Origin of the sequence: Salinivibrio sp. ES.052, from assembly GCF_900141775.1 — a bacterium.
Lineage (GTDB): Bacteria > Pseudomonadota > Gammaproteobacteria > Enterobacterales > Vibrionaceae > Salinivibrio.
The window spans coordinates 1,104,544-1,121,801 of the sequence record NZ_FSRI01000001.1; the positions used below are offsets into that span (position 1 = coordinate 1,104,544).

Below are 17,258 nucleotides of genomic sequence, written 5' to 3' on the forward strand. Positions count from 1 at the left end.
ACCGACTTTACACTGTAGCGTGTCAGCCAACCGGTAAGTGTGCGAATAATCACAGCCTTACAGAGTGCCTAACTCGACATGGCGATTGATGTTTTTCAGTGTGACCCCTACAGCAGCAAGGCGAGTTTGCATCTCATTCAGGGCGGCTTGGTAGTCATCACTCCGTTCAAAACTGGCTAGCGTTTGCCTGTCTTTAAACATCAGCCGCACGGTTAAGCTTTGTGGAAAGCGTTGATAATTCACCTCATGCATGAGCCATTCAAACCCCTCGACCTTTTCCATTGTCAATTCACAGACGTCTGTCAGTGCCTCTCGGATCGCCTTGTCATACTTCTTGTCTGTTTTTCGCATGATGCTTCTCTTCTACTGCTGGGTTTTCTTGTGTTTGGGGTCCGTGCGGGTATGATCGACAAAAATCAGCTCTTCGGTGGCAAAGCCTCGCTGTTTCGACGCTGCAATAAACTGCTCCTTCACGGACTCCGAGACGGTTGGCGTGCGCGATAACAGCCATAGGTAATCGTGGTCAGGGCCCGAAATAAAGGCATATTGGTAATCATCATCCAAATCAAACACCACATAAGAGCCATAAAAAGGACCAAAGAACGATACCTTCAAATACCCCGTCTTATCGTTTTCAACGAAGTACGCCTTGCCTTCTGCCTCTTGCCATTGACCCTCTTCACGGCTGTAGCCACGATTAATCACTTTGACGCCGCCGTCTTCACGTAAGCTGTATGTCGCGGTGACATCCGATAAACCCCGTTCAAATGAGTGATCTAGTCGTGCCACTTCATACCAAGTACCTAAATAGCGGTTAAGCTCGAAGTCGGTGACGGGAGTGACTTGTTTGGGCATGCCTAAACATTCAGTCAACATTAAGGACAATAACCCAATCATCCAGCCTCTTTTCATTGTTATTCCCTCTTTAAATCCAACATGAAGAGTTTTACTCAGCAACAGGTTTAATCGTTTACATACTTTGTCAATTTTTTGTCAATACACTATTTTTTGCTTGCCAAGGTGGCAAGCCGGTGCTTATATAAGCGCTCTTTAGTCACAGAGGTAATTACCATCCATGGACAGCGACCGATGTCGTGTTGTGCCCTTCCCCGCTTCCTTTAATCAGGAGGCAATCATATGTTAACACTCTTTATGGAACCCGAAACTTGGGTGATCTTTTTTACCCTTCTAACCCTTGAAGTGGTATTGGGTGTTGATAACTTAGTCTTTATTTCCGTTCTGTGTGAGCGTCTCCCCAAAGAGAAGCGCCGCTTCGCGCGCACCTTGGGTATTGGTCTCGCTGTAATTAGCCGGATTGGCTTATTGCTCTCCATCGCTTGGGTCATGTCGTTGACTGCACCACTGTTTACGATTGGTACGGAACCGGTTACCGGTAAAGATCTTATCATGCTGTTTGGTGGTGGCTTTTTGCTGCTAAAAAGTGCCAAAGAGCTGTGGGCATGGTTGGGTCACGGCGAGCCCGTGAGCCACTCGACACAAGTACGCACCGGCATGGCAGTGATTTTGCTGCAAATCGTTGCGGTTGATGCTGTGTTTTCGATGGACTCAGTGATTACTGCGGTCGGTCTAACCCAAGATGTACCCGTGATGGTCGCCGCCATTATTACCGCCGCCATCATTATGATGATCGCGGCCGAACCCGTGAATAATCTGGTCAGCCGTTACCCTGGGTTTAAAACCCTAGCCTTGCTGTTCTTGGTGCTACTAGGCTTGCTGCTGATGGCCGAAGGTGCTGGCATTCATATCAACAAAGGCTACGTGTATGTTGCGATGGCATTTGGTTTGATACTTGAGCTCTGCCACATTCGATTGCGCAACAAGCAGCGCTTGAACATCAAGCGTATTCGTCCGCACTTTTCGTTAAAAGTGTCACGTCGGATTGCTGACAGCCGTTAATTCTAAGGGGCCGTCGCCACACTTTTGATGGCGGCGGCCCTATCTTTAAATTGAATTTTTCCCACACAACATTGACCCAGCTGCGCATAGTGCGCTTGGACATGTGCCACGAGCTGCTCAAGTGGCATGATTTGCCCACTCGGCTGCCAGTGCTGGCCACCGTCTTGGCTCAACCAGCATACGCCTTGGCTATCCACTAGCCGATCGTCTTCTGTGATCACATTTTCGCTCAGCACCTTAAGCGACGTCGAATCGGAGGCAAACGAGAGTTCGTCATCGCCATGCCAAATCAGGAGAGCCGGATAGTCAAGAAACGTATTCATTGCTTGGGCTTAAACATCGCTAAATTGAGTTCAACAGACGAACCCATCCAACCGACATGGTCAGTGTGATCTATGTAGTCATCGCCCGTCACGCCATGCAAAAACACGGTTAAATCGCCCCGATGCGCCTCAAGCCATTCCATCACCTCATCGAACGCAGCGTTGTCAAAGGCGATCTGAAAACTCCACTTTGGATGTGGGCCAACGCATTTGCGATGAAAGCGGCCAAGATCAATGGGCAGTGACGATGCCGCCGCGGCTTGATAGATGGTATCCACCTGCGCTTCGGTGTCTGCCTCATAGTAGACATGGGCGTGGTAAGCCTGATGAACATTGGGAAAAGCGTGTAAAGAAGACATAAGCATCATTCGATTCAACAAGATGGAATTGAGAATAGTTTACGTGAAACCAAGGGAAAGAAATAGTGACGAACGGTGTGGCTATTCAATCATGGCGCTAATTAACACAGCATCAGGTAATAAAAAAGCGGCCGAAGCCGCTTTTTTTTGGTAAGAACCTTTACGATAACGCGTCGGTTAATTCAACACACCGTTTGAGTTATCGATACTATCCAAGCTGGCGTCTCCACCAAAATCAACCGCTTGACGGATCATTTCAGCGTGCACGGCTTGTTCTGCAAGCTCCGCCGATTGCGGGAAAATAAAGGTGCTATGGCTGGCGTTATCACCGGCAAAGACTACAAAGTTCTGCTGACCTTGCGCAGCGGGCGAACTGGCATTGATGGTTGGGAGGCCAAGTTTCGCGGCTAATGGCTCAGAGCCAGCGAAATTATCCACAATGCCCGGAATCGTGTAAGCAACGTTGTTCGGTACAGTGTCATCACCTTCCACTTGCTGCATATAAATTGGGGTCGTATTACCATCAATGTAAGCAGCATTTGTGTATGGATCGACAGTGTCGAGCAAGGTTTGGGCCGCATAACTAAATTGCTGAATCACACCCTGAACCTCGGCTTTCGCACTTGCTGAGCCGGTTGACTCGAAGGTTTTGTAGCAAACCACGTTGTTTTCTGCGCTATTATCGAGCGTACAATTGTCACCGGCAAAGGTTTGATAAGCGACACTGCCTTTAAAAGCAACACTGTGCTTAATCAAAGGACCAAACGAGTCCGACCCGAGAAGCAAGTTAGCAATTTGCCCCCCAGAATTCGCCACACTTAGCGCAAAGAAGTCATAGTATGGGCCAACGCCTGTCGCCGCATTGTCACGATTAGACGCCGCAAACGCAGTAGTGCCAACAATGCCGCCCAGCGAATGACCTAATAAGCGTGGTGCCGAGGTAGCGAAAGACGCTATCGTCTCTAATGGCGTCCCCGTAAATCCACCCGCCAATTGGGTGCGGGTCAAAGCTGCGCGCAAACCCATCACATCCAACTCACTTTGACGCACATTGTCACGCGCCACGGCCAAGTTATTCAGATTTAAATACGCTGTCACATCCACGTTAGCAGAACGCTTAGCATCTAGGCTACGCTGACCATGAAGCGGCAAATCAATCGCCATAATGGCTTGACCTGCACTGGCAAAGTTAGGCGCAAAGAAGTACGAATTCTCTTTTGCCGAGGTAATCCCATGCTGATAAACCGTTAGTTGGGTATTGCTATCAACCGTTGCTGGTGTAAACAGCAAGAAAGGCACCTCTTGCACCGATTTAATCTGCGGCACAGGACTGTAACGGGTAATAATCCGCTCAGGGTCCAATTGACTACCGTCAGCTTTGGTCAGCGTCACGCCAGCCAGCTTGAAAAGCTCGTTGACGATCTGTGATTTATCGTTACCCGTTAACACAGCAACGTCGGCACCCGCGTCGGTCAACTGCGAAGTAATGGTCGCTTTCTGCTCGGGATCTTGCAGAGCATTCAGTACTTTGACCAAGCTAGGGGTGGCTGACTCAAACGGCTGACTATTCCAATTGCTATCCGTTTCCAGATAGTAAGGTAGCTTGATGGTGCCTTTGCTCACATTAACATTGACGCCGTTAAACGCTGCTTTAAGCGTCGCCTTAATATTATCGGCATCATTGGGATCGAAGTACTGGGTAAACTGGGCATCGGCGTCCAATGCCGTATCGTAATCCTCAATGCCTGTAATATCGATGGTGTAGGCATCCGATAAATCAGCATTATTGGGGTTGGCGCCCGCTTTCCATACAGCAGCTAGGCTTCCAGCATTAAAGCCATTAGCCGTTGCTAGCTTGGTGTAGTTTAAGCTATCCCCCACCGATTGCGTTGAAAACCAGGTGGAGTAGACGATTTTGGTCGGATCAGCAGGAGTTGCGGCAGCTACCAGTTTTTCGACTCCCTGAATCACCGCTTCTGGTGCTTCAAGTAGTGAGTCTTCATAAGTGACAGTCTGGGATTTTAATCCCGCATAGCTCGATGGCATGCCAATCGGATCGCCGTTTACGTCCTGAATAGCATCGGTTAGAGCAATAATGTACTCACTGCTGGCATTGAGATCCTTAACAGGCAACACCGTCAGTGTGTCACTGGCCGCATCGCTCAGGACTTGAAAGTCGGTACCTTGTTGGAGCACCGCTTTAACGTTAGGTGTTCCCGTCATTGATTCGGTCAGTTCAATGAGATAAACCCCATTAGTCACAAGCCCTGAATTAAGGCCCGCGCCACGGAAATTAAATACCAAAGGCATCGAGGTTGACCAACCATCCATGGTATTCATAGCAGCCTTTGGGTTGGTAAGCGCGTTGTCACCTTCCGTGGGTATTTTTAGCGTCCCATCTTCACTGTCCATCAGCAAAAAGGTAGGAACAGGCACTGCCGCATTGGCACCTTGCAAGGTAAAGTCGACCGAAGTAGGTCGATCGATGGCGGTTTGAATATAACTTTCAAATTGAGGTGTGTTGGTATCACTGGCCGTTTCATCGCCACAACCAACCAAGATGAACGCGGTCGCCAAGACTGACAATTTTAATTGTGTTTTAAACATCGTGATATATCCCGGTTAGAACTGGTAATTAAGCTGAACAGAGCTGATATAAGCGGTTCCGTTAGAATCAAATTCGAGGTTTTGTTTCAGCTTATTTTTTTCTGTGAATGAGCCGTCACGACTGCGCACGATGGCAAAGCCGGCATCAATGCTGAGATCATTATCGTATTGATAGGTCAAACCCGTGGCATACCAGTAACGATCAGCGTCAGGGATACTCAGTGTGGCCTCACCGGCTTGTTCGTCATAGGCAAAACCAAGGCGACCCGTCCAGTGTTGATTAAACTGATACGTCGAGCCAATTGACCAACGGTCGTTATCTTTGTACGACTCATCTTTGACAAAACACACCTTGTTGTCAGTACATTCATCGGATGTGGCTCGTAGCTCGGTAAAGCTGCTCCAATTGGTGTGTTGATAGCTATAGTGGACGGCAAACGCGTCGGTCAGTTGGTGAAAGCCTGACACTTCCCAGTAAGACGGCAAAGATAACTCGAGGCGCCCTTTAACTGATGCAGATGTCGCACGACCACTGTCGTAGCTATCAAAGGTGCCATCATCAAAATCGAGATCCACTTTTGAGCGATAACCAACACCAAAACGGTGATTTTCATTGATTTCGTACAACGCACCAAGATTCCAACCGTACCCAAAGGTTTCACCCTCTAGACCAATCAATTTATCGGATGGATTATTGCTTGTAACGCTGTTCTTATTGTTTAAGTAAGGCGCAAGCGCTCCTTTATGACGGGTTAACTTTGCTTTGGCATAGGTAAGGCTCAGACCAGCACCAAGACTTAACTCAGGGGTCACTTGATACGCAATCGCCGGGTTTAAGTTGGTTGAGAGCAAATCGGTGTCACCGGCCAAGTCACCTGCTTGGATATCATCGGGATAATCGGTCGCGATACCATAGGTGGTGAATAGACCAATGCCCCAAGCCCACTTACCTTCTTGCGGGCTGACATAGAAGCCCGCTGGGACGACCTTCATCGGTGCCACATCTTTCGCATATTCATTATTGCTACGATCTTTTACATCAACATCGGGATCGATGATGGTTAACGCACCGGATAACTGGGCGCGGTCAAATCGCATCATGGCGGCAGGATTACGTGCCAATACGGAGGCATTGTCAGCCACCGCAGCGTCACCTGCAAACGCGCGTCCTAGCCCTGACGCGGATTGCTCAGATACCTGAAACCCAGCACCGTAGGCTTGGGTTGCTGCTAATACGCTAAGCGCGATTAAAGAATACTGCTTCTTGTTCACTCGTCGGACCTCCGAGGTCTTTTTTAATAATTAGTTTCAGATGTTAATAATTGGTAAACAGCGTGTCAAATCAGTGAGTTGAAACATGGAATCCAAAGAGGGCGGATTATAGAGAGCCAATGAGTGAGATAAAGGAGAACTTCATTGGTAAGACCAGCTCAGAGAAAAAGCGCCTAGTTTGCAGGCAAATACCGTAAAAACCTCAATTATTGTCGGTATTTTTACCCAATAGTTAGGCGTAGACTGTCGATCGTACATTGTGTTTTTTGCTATGACTTAATGAGGAGTCACTATGATTGAGCAAGGACAACCCTTACCCAGTACCACACTTAGCGAACTCACTGCTGAGGGAATGCAAACCCACGATATCCCTGCCCTTTTCGCCAACAAGAAGGTTGTGCTGTTCGCGGTGCCGGGTGCCTTTACCCCAACCTGTTCAGAGTCGCACTTACCGGGTTTTGTGGTGAAGGCGGATGAGATTAAAGCAAAAGGTGTCGATATGATTGCTTGCGTCTCCGTCAACGATGCCTTTGTGATACAGGCGTGGGGCGAAGCACAAAACGCCAATCAGATTCATATGTTGGCCGACGGCGATGGCAGCTTTACCCAAGCGCTAGGGTTGGAAATGGACTCAGGGAAGTTTGGGGGTATTCGCTCGCAGCGTTATGCGATGGTGATTGATAATGGCATCGTCACGCATTTGAACGTTGAAGCGCCAAAAAGCTTTGAAGTCTCCAGTGCCGAGGCGATTCTCGCCCTGCTGTAGCGGTGAATTAGCGGTGGCATTTGTCGCCACCGCGTCATGATTTACACCGACTTTTCAGTGACTTTACGACGAAGTACATACTTTTGCACTTTGCCCGTCGATGTTTTTGGGAGCGCGGTAAAGATCACCTTTTTCGGCGCCTTGAAGTGCGCCATTTGTTCTCGGCAAAAAGCAATAATGTCTGCTTCGGTCACGGCTGATGCTTCGGTCGTTTTAACAAACGCACAGGGGACCTCACCCCATTTTTCATCGGGCATCGCAATCACCGCCACTTCTTCAATATCAGGGTGACGGTACAGGACGTCTTCCACTTCGATACTGGAAATGTTCTCCCCGCCACTAATGATAATGTCTTTGAGTCTGTCCTTGATTTCGATGTAATTATCGGCATGCCATACCGCTAAGTCGCCAGTGCGAAACCAACCGTTACTCATGGCATCTTCCGTCGCACTCGGGTTCTTTAGGTAGCCTTTCATCACGATGTTACCGCGAACAAAAATCTCACCTAGCGTACCACCATCTTTTGCCACTGGTTTAAACGTCACCGGATCGGCAACCATCAGTCCACCTTGCATTGGGGCCCGTACACCTTGGCGCGCTTTCATGCGTGCTTTTTGTTGTTGCGAGAGTTGATCCCAGTGGTGTTGCCAATCACACACCACACAGGGGCCGTAAGTTTCAGTGAGGCCATAAACGTGAGTCACTTCAATCCCCATCGCTTCCATCCCTTCAATCACAGAAGCCGGAGGTGCCGCCCCTGCAGTCATCGCTTTAACCGTATGGTGAATCTCAGCTTTTAGCGTCGGATCTGCGTTATTCATCATGTTCAGCACAATCGGCGCACCACAGAAATGGGTCACTTTATGGGTTTTTATCGCATCAAAGATAGGCTCTGCCCGTACATGCCGTAGGCTGACACTCACCCCCGCCGTTGCAGCAACCGTCCAAGGAAAACACCAACCATTGCAATGGAACATCGGTAGCGTCCAAAGATAGACAGGGTGCGCATCCATATTCCAAGACAACACATTGCTCACGGCATTCAGGTGGGCACCACGATGATGATAGACCACGCCTTTGGGGTTGCCGGTTGTCCCTGAGGTGTAATTAAGTGAAATGGCCTGCCATTCATCGTCTGGCAATGCGTACTGATAATCACAATCCCCTTGTGCTAAAAAAGTCTCGTACGTAGTCTCACTGATACAGTCGCCATGTGGGTACAAAGGATCGTCAATCGCAATCACCAGTGGGCGATGTTTGATCATCTTTAACGCCCGCTTAGCCACTTTCGTCATTTCTTTGTCGACGATAAAGACTTTGCTTTCCGCATGCTCGAGAATAAACGCGACGGTTTCCGCTTCCAACCGAGTGTTAATGGTATTGAGTACGGCACCTGTCATCGGCACGCCAAAATGCAACTCAAAGACTTCGGGTAGATTGGGGGCCATCACCGACACCGTATCACCGAGTCCAATGCCTGCTTGGCTCAATGCCGAGGCAAATTGACGACATCGCTGATCCACTTGCTGCCAACTCCAACATAAATGACCGTGAACGCTAGCCGGATAATCTGGATAGACGCTAGCGGCTCGCTCGAGGAAAGAAAGTGGACTCAGTGTTTGATAGTTGGCTGGACTTTTGTCCAAGCCAAGCTCATAGATGTTATTGGCTGACATAACGCGCTCCTTGCTGACTTTGTCTAGATAACTAGATCAACCTAGCATGTCATCAAGCATGCGCTATTCAACTTAAGTCGATGTGGCGGCGAGAACGCAAAAAAGCCCAGCGATGCTGAGCCTTTGTTATTGATGATCCACCGTTTGATACGAGCGATCTATGCTGTGTAGCCAGCGGGCGAGATCTTGAGTGGCAATGACCCACGTTTGATCATGACAAAAAGGCTGGCATTCCACCGCTTGGACTTGCCATATCGCATTCGCGATGACCAAACTGACGCGACGCTCAGGATCGTTCATCACATCAAATACCGATACGGCGCCAGATTGTGCCTGCAAATAGGTTTCGAGTTGCTGCGCCGACGCAAACGATAAGCGAGACGTGCCCAAGGCTTCACTCAATCCGGCTAAGTTAACCGTAGCTTTGCCCGGTAATACCACCAAGAAAAAGCGCTTTCCCTTTCTATCCTTCAACAACAAGTTCTTGGTCGGGTTTGCATCAGTATGCAAACCGAGCTCGTCTGCTTGTTCACACGTATAGACAGGCTGATGGCGGTATATTTTTACCGAAATACCGTGCGTATTTAGGCTTTGAAACAGCGCGGCCTGTTGACTAGATAGCGGAGGATTACCCGTCATAACGATCCTTATTGATTGAAATACATCGCCGGAATGCGACCTTAATACTTACGGGCTGGTTGCTTTATCTTACGCGTGGACAGCCCTGATTAACTATTAGTCTTTCTTATGTCACTTAAGAATAATTAAATACACTTATTTAGCATAAAAATGTAACTTTACCGCAATGTTAATCACAAGGAGAGGAAAATGGTACTCAAGGTGAGCTTTCAATCGGGTCGTCAAGTCACCTATCATCGACATGCTAAAAAACTACACATCCACTTAGCGGCGACCAAACTATCAACACGCTGGGCGAAGCGCCATCCAACCTCTGTGCGTAGCACAAGATAAGTCGTTACTTCGACGATGAGTCTGAGGTAACCGATTGAAAATATTGCGCACGGAGCATTTGTAACTCACCACGTTGAGCCGCACTATCCAAATATGCGTCAATCTGCGCTACTAAGTCATTCGCTTGTGGCGCATATCGGCTCACTTGAGCATGAAATGCTTTCGGGTTGGGCAGCGCGATATAAGCGAGATCGCGTGAAAATTGATAGAGATCTAACCGTATGCCTCCTAAAATGGGCTCTATTTCACTGGCCAGAAAGCGACACCGCCCCGCTTCTAACATCCGCAACGCTTGCTGCAAAGTATTGGCTTCAAACCTCGGCTTGGGATTATCGTCAAACGCCGTATAGTTATATCCATTCACACCACAAATGGACTGTGTTGCCGATAGATTCGGTTGCGCTTTTGTATCTGGCGCACCAATGTATAAATACCCCAAAGATATGGAATAGAGGGGCTGCGTAAAGCGACTATATTGCGCCCGAGCAGGTTTATAGCTGGCATCCCAAGTGAGATCACAACGGCCTGACTCACGTGCCAGTTCATGTTGCACACGCGCCCAAGGCATAAATACCAGTTGATAGGCAATGTCGTTACGCTCTAATGCGGTGAGCACCAAATCTGTCGCATAACCTGTCAAGGTATCCGCTTTTTGCTGTCGCGTTTCTCCCTGCCAATAGGTGTATGGCGGCCAAGGACTCCCATCCCCCACACAAACATTGAGCGGCTCTGATGTGGCTGGTGCTGACCATACTTGAAATGGCGCGATGGTCAGCCAAATAGCAATGCACGCTTGAATCCAGTTAGTCATGCAGCAACTCACTTTCTTGGCTGGCTATTTAGTGTATCAGTTTAGCATGCAGCATCTACCCGCATACTCTAAGCGACTTGCCGTTTACTCAGACGACGCGTTTAACAACAACGAAAGCGTGAGAACCGCATCTCGGCTTCGTCCTGTCTCCACAAAACCCAGCGCTTGATACAATGAAGCGGCGGGATTTTCTGCAAAAACGCGCAATGCTAACTGCGCATAGCCAGACGTTTGGGCATGGGCTATCGCCCAAGTGATTGCCTCGCGGCCGATCCCTTGACGCTGCTTACTCGGCTCAATCTGTAAATCGCGGATAAAAAGTGTTTCACCGTCTGACTTCAAGCGAATCACACCACAACGTTTTCGCTCATGGCGAATTTCATAATTATCAAAAACTCGCCAACTTTCCATAAACATCTGTGGATTCCAAGCGATTTTCCTCGCTTCATAGTAAGGGGCCATATTCTCTTGAGTCAGCTGTTGGCTGTAATTCGCATCCGTTGTCGGACCAATCGCCACATCCATGTTGTTCTCCTGTTATTCACGCTTGGATAAGCTTGCTTTAACGGCACTCACACCTTGCCAATCTTCCAGCTCTTGCTGAGGCTTATCGGTCCTAAATTGCTGATACAGCGCGATGCCTTGCGGATCTTCCAGCACATCAACCGTCACCCCTTTCGCTTGCAGTATAACCTCGTTACCACTGGCGCTGGTGATATCCCCTACCACCACTCGAGAGAAGCCACGCATGGCGATCAACGCCGCGCACACATCACATGGGCTTAAACTGGTAAACAAGGTTGTTTGGCTGAAGTCGATTCGCCCGGCATCACGTATCGCGGCCGTTTCGCCGTGATTGTAGGGATGATTTTCTTGCACCAAGGTATTATGCCCTTTACCTACAATTTGACGTGTCTCATTGTCAACAATCACCGCACCGATGGGGCACCCTCCTTCATCAGCGCTTTTTTGGGCCAACAACACTGCGATGCGCATCAAGTCGGCATCGGTCAGTTTTTGGCTAAAGCTGTTATCCACCAGCACCGGCAAACTGCGCGTTGGCATATGCGCCACGGCACGCAGCGCGGCTTCCGTTACCGTGCTATTTGCATTGAGTAGCATCGACGTTCTCCTTATTCGGTTTCGCTGATGACACTGACCTGAGCCAACCCACAAGATCATCAATTTACCACCAATGAATGAACCAAACAGTGATAAGGTTTGTACTGGTCAGTTCGATATTTGTTATTGGTTTAATCAACCTTTTGCGCCTTCGTCTGTACTCATAAGCCAAGAGTGGTGATAGCAATTCTGTTCAGGGATTTTTATGATAAAACGTTTGATTATTATGTTAGTCGCATGTGGCCTCGTTTTTGGGGGAATTTTTGCCTACAAAGCAGTGGGCAATCATTTTATGAACCAATTCTTTGACAGCATGCCTGCTCCTACGGTCACCGTGACGGCCACTGCAGTCTCAACCCACCCTTGGCGTGAACAACAAACTACCATTGGTAGTTTTGCGGCCATTAATGAAACCCAACTAACCACCGAAGCAAGCGGCATCGTCAACGATATTATGTTCGATAACGCGACGTCGGTGAAAAAAGGACAATTGCTCCTCACGCTGGATGCCAGCGTTGATGAAGCAGAGCTTCGTCGGCTCGAGTCCGTGGCAGAACTTGCCCAGCTTGAACTGCGGCGTTATCAGCAACTATTCAAAGATAAAAACATCTCCGAGTCAGAGCTAAAGCGCAAAGAAAGTGAAGCCAAGCAAGCGATTGCCGCTGTCGACAGCCAAAAAGCGCGCATTGAGCAAAAGTCATTAACCGCGCCTTTCGACGGCATCATTGGCATCCGAGAAGTCAGTCTTGGCCAATTAATGTCCCCGGGGACAGCGGTTGCGACACTCACGTCAGTGACCCCGATTCACCTCAACTTTACCTTACCGGAACAGCAACTCAGCACGTTGAAAAATGGTCAAATCGTTTCTGCCACGATTAGCGCACAGCCTGACGAGGTCTTTGCCGGCACAGTGACTGCAATTTCGCCGGTTGTCACGCCGTCGAGTCGCAGTGTTGATATTCAAGCCACCTTTGACAACCCAGATGCCGTTTTACGGTCAGGTATGTTCGCACGCGTGAGCCTTGATCAAGGTGAAGAAACGCAAAATGTCTTGCTGGCACCACAAAGCGCGATTCAATTTAATCCGTATGGCAACGCAGTCTTCGTGATCCAAGAGCAAGACGATGCATTGACGGTACAACAGCGCTTTGTGCAAACGGGCGCGCGCCGCGGTGACATGATTGTGATTAAAGACGGCCTTCAACCCGGTGACCGTATCGTTACCTCCGGCCTACTTAAGCTCCGTAACGGCAGCAACATCAAGGTCAGTGACAATGAGCGTGTTCAGCCGAGCGAAGATCTTGATCCCAACGTTGTGAATCAATAGGAGCGATTCGATGCGATTTACCGACGTCTTTATCAAGAAACCCGTCTTGGCCTCCGTAGTGAGCCTATTCATTATCTTGCTCGGCTTACGCGCCATCACCGACATGAATGTGCGTCAGTTCCCCGAGATCAAAAATGCAGTGGTCAGTGTCTCTACCACTTATATCGGTGCAGATGCCGACCTGATCCAAGGCTTTATCACCACGCCGCTGGAGCGTGAAATCGCTGCCTCAGAAGGGATTGATTACTTAGTCTCCACATCAACCGCCGGAGTGAGCACCATTGAGGCCTACTTGCGTCTCGATTACGATCCGAATGAAGCACTCACGCAAATTGCCGCACAGGTGAATAAGGTGCGCTCAGAGCTACCTGATGATGCCCGTGAGCCCGTTGTTACCCTGCAGGTGGGGGAAACGGTCGCGGCAATGTACCTCGCGTTCTACTCTGACGTCCTCACTGATAATCAAATTACTGATTACTTGGTCCGTGTGGTCGAGCCACAGCTCTCGACGATTCCCGGTGTGCAGCGTGCTGATGTGTTGGGTGCCAGTAGCTTTGCGATGCGGATCTGGCTCGACTCGGTCAAAATGGCCGCTTACGATCTCACCGGTACGGATGTGATTGCCGCCCTGCGCAGCAATAATGTGCTTGCGACGCTAGGGCGCACCAAAGGCCAAGACGTGGCGATTGATTTGAACGCCGCCACCGACATTCATGACGTGAAACAATTTGAAGATCTGGTGATAAGCAGTGATGGCCAATCTGTTGTGCGTTTGAGTGATGTGGCGACCGTTGAGCTCGGCGCCGAAAGTTACCAAACATCGGTGAACTTTAACGGGCTCGATGCCACCTTTATCGGCATCGAAGTCTCGCCAGATGCCAATGCGCTGGATGTGATTGAGGCGGTGAATCAGGTGTGGGATGCCGACATTACCACCCAATTGCCTCAAGGGTTGTCAGCGTATATCGCCTATGATTCAACCGAGTATATTGATAATGCCATTGATGAAGTAGTGATATCGATTATTCTCGCCTTAGCGATCGTAGTCTTTGTCATTTATGGCTTTTTAGGGTCGTTACGCTCGGTAATTATTCCTGCGGTCGCGATCCCCGTATCGCTCATCGGCACCTTCTTTTTAATGTGGCTATTAGGGTTCTCCATCAACCTACTAACGCTACTTGCCATGGTGCTTGCAATTGGTGTGGTGGTCGATGATGCGATTATCATGCTTGAAAACGTGCACCGACATATCGAAGAAGGCAAAAGCCGAACACAAGCTGCGCTGGAAGGCGCGCGCGAGCTGGCGTGGCCGATTATCACTATGTCGACCACCTTGGTCGCGGTGTTCCTGCCCATCGGCTTTGTCGGTGGGTTAACTGGGGTGTTGTTTGTTGAATTTGCCTTTACCCTCGCCGCGTCGGTGATCTTATCCGGCGTCGTGGCTCTCACGCTCTCGCCCATGATGTGTGCCTACGTGCTCAAGCCCTATCAAGCAGACAAAGCGACCCAAGAACGCTCCCTTGAGCACTGGCTGGATAAGCAGTTTGACCGGCTGCATCATCGCTACCAACGCACACTCCATAGCTTGTTGAATACCAATGCGGTGATCCTCACGTTTGGCGCGATTGTTTTAGTGTCTTGCTATTTTTTGTTTATCACCAGTCCCTCTGAACTTGAGCCCGCTGAGGACCAAGGGTTTGTGTTCTCCATACTCGAAGCCGACAGCCAAACCACGCTGGATGCGTTGTCTGCCAGTACCGACGAATTAAACCGACTGATTGACGATGTACCAGAAATCGACAACGTCTTTATTATCAATGGCTCTGGCGGCACCAATAACGCAATAGCCGGTATTGTACTCGCGCCGTGGGATGAGCGAGAGCGCAGTACCCAAGCGATCTTGGAAAACGAGATTCAACCCTTTATGGACAGCCAACCGAGCTTAAGTAGCTTTGCCTTGGTGCCCCCTTCACTGCCGTCTCCGGGCGGCGGCACACCGGTTGAATTTATTATCGGTTCGACACAACCCTTTGAAGCGATTAATGAAGTGGCGAACAATATCGTGGGCAAAGCGATGCAAACGGGGCGGTTTATCTTTGTCGATACCGATCTGAGCATTGACCGCCCCAAACAAACGGTCAACATCGATCGTGAAAAGGCGGCTTTGATGGGCGTGAGCATGCAACAGCTCGCCGCGGATATGGGCTCACTGTTATCTGGGGCGGATGCGGGACGCTTTTCACTCGAAAACCGCTCATATCGAGTGATCCCGCAAGTCGCGCGCAGTGAACGTCTCACGCCAGAACAATTGCGCCAGTTTTATACCCGAAACCAAGACGGTGAATTGGTTCAGCTGTCAACCTTAGTGACCTTAGAAGAAAGTGTGCAGCCCCAAGCATTGCGCGGTTTTCAGCAGCTGAATGCGGTGAAAATTTCCGGAGTGCCCCGCCCTGGCGTGCCTTTGGGGGAAGCGCTGGGTGTACTCGAAGAGATTGCAGCGACAGAATTGCCAGCAGGCTTTAGTGTCGATTATGCCGGACAGTCACGCCAGTTTATGAGCGAAGGTCAGCAACTGGTCGTGACCTTCTTCTTTGCTTTAATCGTGATTTTCTTGATCTTGGCGGCGCAGTTTGAGTCGTTTAAAAACGCGATCATTATTTTGGTCACCGTGCCAATGAGTGTCTGTGGCGCACTGATATTTATCAGCCTCGGGTTTACCACCTTGAATATTTACACCCAAGTCGGCTTGCTCACCCTTGTCGGCCTGATTGCCAAACACGGGATATTGATCGTCGAGTTCGCCAATCAGCTCCAACAAGAAGGACGAACTAAACGTGAGGCGATTGAAGAAGCGACCGCCATCCGTTTACGCCCAATCTTGATGACCACGGCGGCGACGGTGCTCGCCATGATCCCGCTCTTGATTGCCTCAGGAGCCGGTGCTGGCGCCCGTTTTGCTATGGGGCTGGTGATAGCCAGTGGGATGACATTGGGGACCTTGTTCACCCTGTTTGTGGTACCTGCGATGTACCTGTTCTTAGCCAAAACCATCACGCCGGCATCCACCGAGTTATCGCCAGCGCACACGCATCATAGCGATTAATCGAAAAATCGCACCCATTGGGGCCACTGAAAAGTGGCTCCTATTGTCTCGGGCAACAGCCTTTTATATCCGGTTACGCGCTAAGAGGACATAAAGCGCGCGAGGACGAATTCCACCAGCAATCGAACACGCAAAGGCACTTGTTCGCGATCTCGATAGAGCAAAAATAGCGTGCGCGCTCGACTGCACCATTGCGGCAACACGCGCTGTAATTCACCCTGTTCTATCAAAGGTAGCGCGGAATAATCAGGAATATAGCCGATGCCAAATCCGGCCTGCACCGCATGGGTTAACATCTGAATTTCATCCACTTCTGCACGTATGCCCGTGGTGGCTTGATAATCAAACGCCTCCCCCGTTTGATGATGTGTGAGCTCCCAGACCGTCATCGGATGACAAATCACCACCGGTTTACCCCTCAGATCATTAGGAGAGCGAACGTCGTGATAATCACTGTCAGGGCTGGCGCACAAAATGAAGTGAATATCGGTGAGCGGCCGTGCAATCCAGTTTTCCACTACCGGATTCCCGACCCGAAACACCACATCCATGCCCTCCGCTTCAATGTCTATCAAACTATTAGAAAAGTTAATATCCAGTTGAATCTCGGGATACTCACGCATAAAGTCGAAAAAGACGCGGCGTAAAAACTGCTTACCAGCATTGATCGGTGCGCTAATACGAATTTTGCCTTGGGGGTGATGTTTCTCGCTCACCAAATCATCGCTCAGTGTCTGCAACTCATCGAACAACCCTACGGCACGTTCAAAATAGCGATGGCCAATTTGGGTCAGAGAGATACGATGTGCATCGCGATTGAGTAAACGCAGGGCAAGATCCTGCTCAAGCTGGCGAATTCGACGGCTGAGGGTCGATTGCGGCATGGCAAGCTGCTGCGCTGCGGCTTTAAAACTCCCCAACTGCGCCACAGTACAAAAACAGCGCAAATCGTCTAAAGAATAATTAAGTTTCATTATTGGAATCTGCCGTTCTAATATTGCCT

General features: G+C 49.6%; 16 protein-coding genes. 4 read left to right on the top strand and 12 right to left on the bottom strand.

From position 1 onward, the window contains the following. Positions 1 to 57: 57 nt before the first annotated feature. Both BUQ98_RS05075 and BUQ98_RS05080 read right to left on the bottom strand, forming a co-directional pair. Complete coding sequence (locus tag BUQ98_RS05075) at positions 58 to 351, bottom strand: hypothetical protein (protein ID WP_074212789.1); 294 nt, start codon at positions 349 to 351, stop codon at positions 58 to 60. A 12-nt stretch (positions 352 to 363) separates the two neighbouring features. Further along, the gene (locus BUQ98_RS05080; protein ID WP_074212790.1) at positions 364 to 912 is read right to left on the bottom strand and encodes a lipocalin family protein; all 549 of its coding nucleotides are present in this window, start codon (positions 910 to 912) and stop codon (positions 364 to 366) included. Between the two features lie 225 nt (positions 913 to 1,137). Here BUQ98_RS05080 and BUQ98_RS05085 point away from each other — a divergent pair, with 225 nt between their 5' ends. Next, a complete protein-coding gene (locus BUQ98_RS05085) occupies positions 1,138 to 1,917 on the top strand; it encodes a TerC family protein (protein WP_074212791.1) in 780 nt (259 codons plus the stop codon). 2 nt (positions 1,918 to 1,919) lie between these two features. Here the strand turns inward: BUQ98_RS05085 and BUQ98_RS05090 are convergent, their stop codons facing one another. The 4 genes from BUQ98_RS05090 to BUQ98_RS05105 form a co-directional block, all read right to left on the bottom strand. Then, entirely contained in the window at positions 1,920 to 2,240 is a 321-nt protein-coding gene (locus tag BUQ98_RS05090) for a DUF4144 family protein (protein ID WP_074212792.1), read from the bottom strand. After that, positions 2,237 to 2,599 (bottom strand): DOPA 4,5-dioxygenase family protein, encoded by a 363-nt coding sequence (locus BUQ98_RS05095; protein WP_083605206.1) that lies wholly within the window; start codon positions 2,597 to 2,599, stop codon positions 2,237 to 2,239. The genes BUQ98_RS05090 and BUQ98_RS05095 overlap by 4 nt, the downstream gene beginning before the upstream one ends. 177 nt (positions 2,600 to 2,776) lie before the next feature. Continuing rightward, complete coding sequence (locus BUQ98_RS05100; protein WP_074212794.1) at positions 2,777 to 5,206, bottom strand: VolA/Pla-1 family phospholipase; 2,430 nt, start codon at positions 5,204 to 5,206, stop codon at positions 2,777 to 2,779. 15 nt (positions 5,207 to 5,221) lie between these two features. Next, positions 5,222 to 6,478, bottom strand: a complete 1,257-nt coding sequence (locus BUQ98_RS05105; RefSeq protein WP_074212795.1) for an outer membrane protein transport protein — start codon at positions 6,476 to 6,478, stop codon at positions 5,222 to 5,224. Positions 6,479 to 6,770: 292 nt separating this feature from the next. On the opposite strand from BUQ98_RS05105, the gene BUQ98_RS05110 reads away from it, so the two are divergent. Further along, entirely contained in the window at positions 6,771 to 7,244 is a 474-nt protein-coding gene (locus BUQ98_RS05110) for a peroxiredoxin (RefSeq protein ID WP_074212796.1), read from the top strand. Positions 7,245 to 7,285: 41 nt separating this feature from the next. On the opposite strand, the gene BUQ98_RS05115 is transcribed toward BUQ98_RS05110, so the two are convergent. The 5 genes from BUQ98_RS05115 to BUQ98_RS05135 all read right to left on the bottom strand — a co-directional run bounded on the left by BUQ98_RS05115 (position 7,286) and on the right by BUQ98_RS05135 (position 11,825). After that, on the bottom strand, positions 7,286 to 8,920 hold the full coding sequence (locus BUQ98_RS05115) for an acyl-CoA synthetase (RefSeq protein ID WP_074212797.1): 1,635 nt from the start codon (positions 8,918 to 8,920) through the stop codon (positions 7,286 to 7,288). A gap of 126 nt (positions 8,921 to 9,046) precedes the next feature. Continuing rightward, positions 9,047 to 9,559: a prolyl-tRNA synthetase associated domain-containing protein gene (locus BUQ98_RS05120; RefSeq protein WP_074212798.1), complete on the bottom strand. Its 513-nt coding sequence runs from the start codon at positions 9,557 to 9,559 to the stop codon at positions 9,047 to 9,049. A gap of 337 nt (positions 9,560 to 9,896) precedes the next feature. Beyond that, on the bottom strand, positions 9,897 to 10,703 hold the full coding sequence (locus BUQ98_RS05125) for a substrate-binding periplasmic protein (protein ID WP_074212799.1): 807 nt from the start codon (positions 10,701 to 10,703) through the stop codon (positions 9,897 to 9,899). An 84-nt stretch (positions 10,704 to 10,787) separates the two neighbouring features. After that, positions 10,788 to 11,228, bottom strand: a complete 441-nt coding sequence (locus BUQ98_RS05130; RefSeq protein WP_074212800.1) for a GNAT family N-acetyltransferase — start codon at positions 11,226 to 11,228, stop codon at positions 10,788 to 10,790. 12 nt (positions 11,229 to 11,240) lie between these two features. Further along, the gene (locus BUQ98_RS05135) at positions 11,241 to 11,825 is read right to left on the bottom strand and encodes a nucleoside deaminase (protein ID WP_074212801.1); all 585 of its coding nucleotides are present in this window, start codon (positions 11,823 to 11,825) and stop codon (positions 11,241 to 11,243) included. Positions 11,826 to 12,030: 205 nt separating this feature from the next. Between BUQ98_RS05135 and BUQ98_RS05140 the strand changes: the two genes are divergently transcribed. Both BUQ98_RS05140 and BUQ98_RS05145 read left to right on the top strand, forming a co-directional pair. Then, positions 12,031 to 13,152 carry an efflux RND transporter periplasmic adaptor subunit gene (locus tag BUQ98_RS05140; protein ID WP_074212802.1) on the top strand — a complete coding sequence of 374 codons (1,122 nt, stop codon included), beginning with the start codon at positions 12,031 to 12,033 and terminating at the stop codon, positions 13,150 to 13,152. A 10-nt stretch (positions 13,153 to 13,162) separates the two neighbouring features. Continuing rightward, positions 13,163 to 16,255, top strand: a complete 3,093-nt coding sequence (locus tag BUQ98_RS05145) for an efflux RND transporter permease subunit (RefSeq protein ID WP_074212803.1) — start codon at positions 13,163 to 13,165, stop codon at positions 16,253 to 16,255. Positions 16,256 to 16,335: 80 nt separating this feature from the next. Here BUQ98_RS05145 and BUQ98_RS05150 read toward each other — a convergent pair whose 3' ends face one another. Continuing rightward, positions 16,336 to 17,229, bottom strand: coding sequence for a LysR family transcriptional regulator (locus BUQ98_RS05150; protein WP_074212804.1), 894 nt, complete (start codon positions 17,227 to 17,229; stop codon positions 16,336 to 16,338). Positions 17,230 to 17,258 lie beyond the last annotated feature (29 nt).